This is a genomic window from Natronospira sp. (genome assembly GCF_007134575.1).
Taxonomy (GTDB): Bacteria; Pseudomonadota; Gammaproteobacteria; order Natronospirales; family Natronospiraceae; genus Natronospira; species Natronospira elongata.
The window spans coordinates 1-4,175 of the sequence record NZ_SLKM01000315.1 but is presented as its reverse complement, the minus strand read 5'-3'; the positions used below and the strand labels follow the sequence as shown (position 1 = coordinate 4,175).

The 4,175-nt window shown below is 65.9% G+C and carries 4 protein-coding genes and 1 pseudogene; all 5 read right to left on the bottom strand.

Going from position 1 to position 4,175, the window contains the following annotated elements; all coding sequences use genetic code 11:
- Nucleotides 1-204 (bottom strand): hypothetical protein (locus tag ACJWXQ_RS12865; RefSeq protein ID WP_406672956.1); only part of this gene is annotated, 204 nt, incomplete at its 3' end.
- Entirely contained in the window at nt 201-692 is a 492-nt protein-coding gene (locus ACJWXQ_RS12860) for a hypothetical protein (RefSeq protein WP_406672955.1), read from the bottom strand. The genes ACJWXQ_RS12865 and ACJWXQ_RS12860, both read right to left, overlap by 4 nt.
- Nucleotides 692-2,185, bottom strand: coding sequence for an RAMP superfamily CRISPR-associated protein (locus ACJWXQ_RS12855; protein WP_406672954.1), 1,494 nt, complete (start codon nt 2,183-2,185; stop codon nt 692-694). Before ACJWXQ_RS12855 ends, ACJWXQ_RS12860 begins: the two co-directional genes overlap by 1 nt.
- A complete protein-coding gene (locus ACJWXQ_RS12850; RefSeq protein WP_406672953.1) occupies nt 2,182-3,732 on the bottom strand; it encodes a hypothetical protein in 1,551 nt (516 codons plus the stop codon). The genes ACJWXQ_RS12855 and ACJWXQ_RS12850 overlap by 4 nt, the downstream gene beginning before the upstream one ends.
- A pseudogene (locus ACJWXQ_RS12845) lies at nt 3,729-4,175 on the bottom strand (hypothetical protein); the annotation flags it as partial. The pseudogene ACJWXQ_RS12845 and the gene ACJWXQ_RS12850, both read right to left, overlap by 4 nt.

Here is a 4,175-nt window from a genome sequence, read left to right as displayed (position 1 = left end):
GCTCTTTTCCTGTTCGCCGCCCACCAGGAGCGGGGAGTCGGCGACGAGTTCGTAGTGGATCTCGCCGCTGAGGCCGTCCTGGAAGGGGATGTCGTGGCTGACCTGATTGCCCCAGTCCGGAATGTGTACCCAGTCAGACAGGGGGACGAAGTTGTAGGCGGCGTCCAGGTGCTTGAGTCGGTTGTTGCCTTGTTGCTTGCTCATTGCTCCCCTCCCAGACCGATAAGCCCTGCGGTGAACGGGCGAAAGCCCAGATCCTTGTCATGCCGCCAGTAGCGGCGGTAGTGAAGGTGCTGCCCGGCTTCGGTGGCCGCCCGATGGCTGACGGTGTCACAGAGGTAGGGGCCTTCTGCTTCGGGGGTGAGCCGGGTGAGATGCCAGCCGCCGCGGGCGTCCTGCCGGATGGCCAGTGACTGGCCCCGGTCATTGACGGCCTCGGCACTCAGCAGCTCGCCGTGTTGCTCTGCCGCGCTGTTCATGTCGGGCAGGCCATCCCGGAACAGCCATTGACGGGACTGGCATTGCAGCCAGCCGGCAGTCGGCTCGAATGCCTCCAGTTGCTGGATGAGTGCCTCATGGCTCTGGATGGTTTCGTGTTCCAACTCAAGCCCGCTGGCCCGGAATTCAGGCAGCCCCTTGACCGTGTCCGAACGGCGCAGCTTCTCCCAGGCGCTGATCATTGCGTCATTCATCAGGCACTTTCCTCCATGGATTGGGGTTGGGCTTTTTCACTGTCGGCTGCAGGCCCGGCTTGCTTGTCCAGCCAGTCACGCAGGGAGCCGCTGAGTTCGCCTTCGAAGAAGCCGTTGCCGCTGGTGGTACGGGCACCGAAGGCCAGGCGGCCTTCGCAGAGATCGTCCAGGGTGAGCTTGAGAGCCTGGATGATGCGCTGCCTGAGCCCGGTGTCTTCCAGGCTCTCGATGGGCCGGACATTCACGCGGATGGGCATTTGCAGGGCCGCACCGCTGATGACTTCCTCGGCAAACAGCACCCGGTCGCGGACACCACCGGTGAAACGGTCGATACTGTTGTGGGGCAGAATGCAGCTTTTGACCTTGTCCAGACTGAGGTAGCTGTCATCGAGGTAGAGTCGGCCTGCCTGGCCGCTGCCGTCGCCCTTTAGCTCACCAAAGAGCGGCTTTACCTCTTCCGGGATACCCTTGCCCTGGCCGTCTTCGGCCCAGCGACCGGCGAGGCAGTTCGCGTAGTAAATGAAGCGATGGCGCAGGGCCCCCTTGAGACTGCTGCCGGGCACAAGCAGGCGCTTGCCCTTGTGACGGACGATCTGGGCTTTGCCCTTCTCCCAGCGGACCCAGCCCTCGGTCACGGGCAGCATGGTGTTGGCGGCTTCCGGGCCATCCTGCCCGAGCAGCTCGGCGACCGAATGGTGGCCCGCCCCGATCCGCCAGGCGCCGCGTGGCTTGAGGATCAATCGACCGTCCTGCCAGCCCTGGTCATTCGGCCGGTAGCCCTGGCAGGCGCCGGTAATGTCTTCCAGTCCATCGGTCTCGTGGAGACCGGCGGGCAACTGCTGCAGTGCCCTGGCCGATTCGCGGAGGGTGAAACTGCGGGCGTGGACGCTACAGACACGGAGTTTGCCCAAGCCCGCGCGGGTACCACCGCCGAGACGAAAGCCGGGGTGATGCAGCAGACCGAGCAGGTCCTGCCAGATACCGGAATCCTTGTCTTCCCGGAAGCGAAGTTCGAGCGCGAAGCGATAGCCGGTGGGCAGCACGGCGCGGTCGAACTTGCCGGTATCCGCCGCCGCGCCCTTGTCATTGATGGCGACCCGATGCCGGAAGGCGGGGGCCTCGCGGGTGAGGCGGCGGGCCTCGGCGATCAGGGGATCGGACAGGCGCTCGCTATCGGGGCTGAGCAGGCCTTCCACGGCCCGGCCCTGGCTGTCGAGCATCACGCCCCAGGAGACGGCCAGGCTTGAGGCCTGACCGAGGTTACGATCCTGAAAACCAAAGACATCATTGAGGCGTTGCTCATCAACGGCGTCCAGGCCGGCATACAGGTGGCGCATGACACCCGCGAGGCTGGAGCCGGGAATGGCCGGCAGGTCATTGGCATCGGTCACCAGACGGGTGTCGAAATTGCCATCCGGATTGCCGGTGCTGATGGACAGGGGCGTGGCGGTTTCCACCACCACTCTGGCGATATGCAGGACTGCGTCTGTCATTGTGTGGACCTCCCTGAGCAATCGGCCTGGCACTGGTGGGCGAACTGCCGGATCACGCGGATGAAGCTGCGCTCGGTGGCCGCCTCTTCCCTGGCCTCTTCAAGCAGCTGCTGCAGCCGGGTGGCCAGTGGCACCATCTCCTGCTGCCATGCCAGCTGTTCCTGCCAGCCCTCGGCACCCGGCTTGATGATGGCGGCATTGCCCTGGAACAGTCTTTCCATGAGTTCATCGGCCTTGTCGGATTGATTGGCCGCTTCCATGACCCGGCCCCATTGGGCGGCCGAGGGGCCGAAGTCTTTCTCAACGGGCACGCCCTGCAGGCTGCGGGCGCTGTTGAGGGCTGCCCGCCAGGCTCTGACGAGGCCGGCCGATTGATCCCGGCCCTCGTCTGCAGCCTGTTCATCCTGGCGACGGTCTTCCAGCCAGGTGATCAGGGCGGATTGTGGCCGCTCGGGGCGGGCCGGCCCCTGCGCTTCTGCGGCCTTTGCTGCGCTGGTAAATCGGGGATGGTCGCCGGCAAGCAAAGACGGTTGAACGGCCACCTTGCCCAGGCCCCCTTCCCGGTGCAGACCGATGCCGGCCGCCAGGCGGGTCAGGGTGGCCTCGTCGGGGACTTCATCCAGCTCAAAGCGGATCACCCCGCCCTGCTGATACACCACCCGCTCGCTGTCAGGGCCCTGACGCCGGGCATTCCAGGGACTGTAGCGCCGGGTACGGAGAAAGCTCTGCTCAGCGAGGAGACGACCGGGGCCAATGCCCAATGCCGCCGGGTCCAGCGCGAGGGTCGGCTGGCCATGGGCATCCACGGGGGCGAGATCGGAAAGCAGCCACAGAGTCAGGGTCTTTTCGGCCGGGCCTGTTTCCGGGGCCGGCAGGGAAACCGCCTCGATCCTGACGCGGCCATATTCCGCCGACCGGGAACGGCCCAGCAGGCGTTCGCCCGTGAGGGCGTCAATCACTGACTGAAAATGTGCTTCCTCAATGGCGTCATCCGCCTCGATTTCGGCAATGAAGCTTTGCCCGGCGCAAAGTGCCTCGTAGCCAAAGAGCTGGCCTTCCGCTGCTCGCCCGTCACCGCGGGATATGGCGGTCTTCAGCCGCTGGTTGCGCGCCGGACGAATGACGGTGCCGTCGGCAAGGACATAACCCTGGCGGAGCTGCTCTGGCTGTACGCTTTGCTTCGGCTGATCCGGGTCCGGGATGCTGTTGACGTGAATCAGGTTATGGACCCGGTCCGCTTCAAGACGGGTGGCACCGTTCTGGCTGTCACCCTTGGCCTGGTGCCAGGCCAGAGGCATGGGCCAGCCACGCTCGGCGGTCTCCCCATTGCCGCGGGCAGGCAGGCCGTTGCCGAAGCGCAGCAGCCCGCTGTGGAAGAGCTGCCGGGCCTGCGGCAGCGACAGGCTGGGATACAGTCGGCTGGCGGCAATGCCCAACAGGGCCTGGCCGGGAATGTAATCCAGGGTTTCATGCCCCCCGGTGGTGGCATTCCGCTGGCTCAGGACCACGTCATCCAGCAAGGTGATTTTCAGTGCCTGTCGATTCATGCCGCCGCCTCCCGGTCTGCGTCGAGTGAGAGCACCACGCGGCCGAGCCCCCGGCTGCGCCAGCCCCCCACGGCCGTGATCAGTGGCAGGACCTGTTCGATCAGCGCCTGCCAGTCCTGCGGGACTGCCCCCTGCTCCGGCAGGGTCTGGATCACGGCCTGAAGCTGCATGGGCACGACGACCTCAATACCACGCAGCGAGTGGTCCCTGGCGGTGCCGGTCTTGCCATCAATGGCGGTGCTGTAGAGCGTGCGGAACAGATGTGGCCGCAGGCCCTGGCCTTCCGGCCCTGCCAGCCAGGCCCGCTCGGCCTCCGGCAGGCGGGCATCGCTCACCCGCAGGCAGCCCGTCGCCGGGCCGGTGGCGGGCTGGTCAGCCTTGTCTTCCTCGGTGCGACGACCGAACAGCCGAGCCGCCATATCAGGCTCGCACCAGCCATAGTC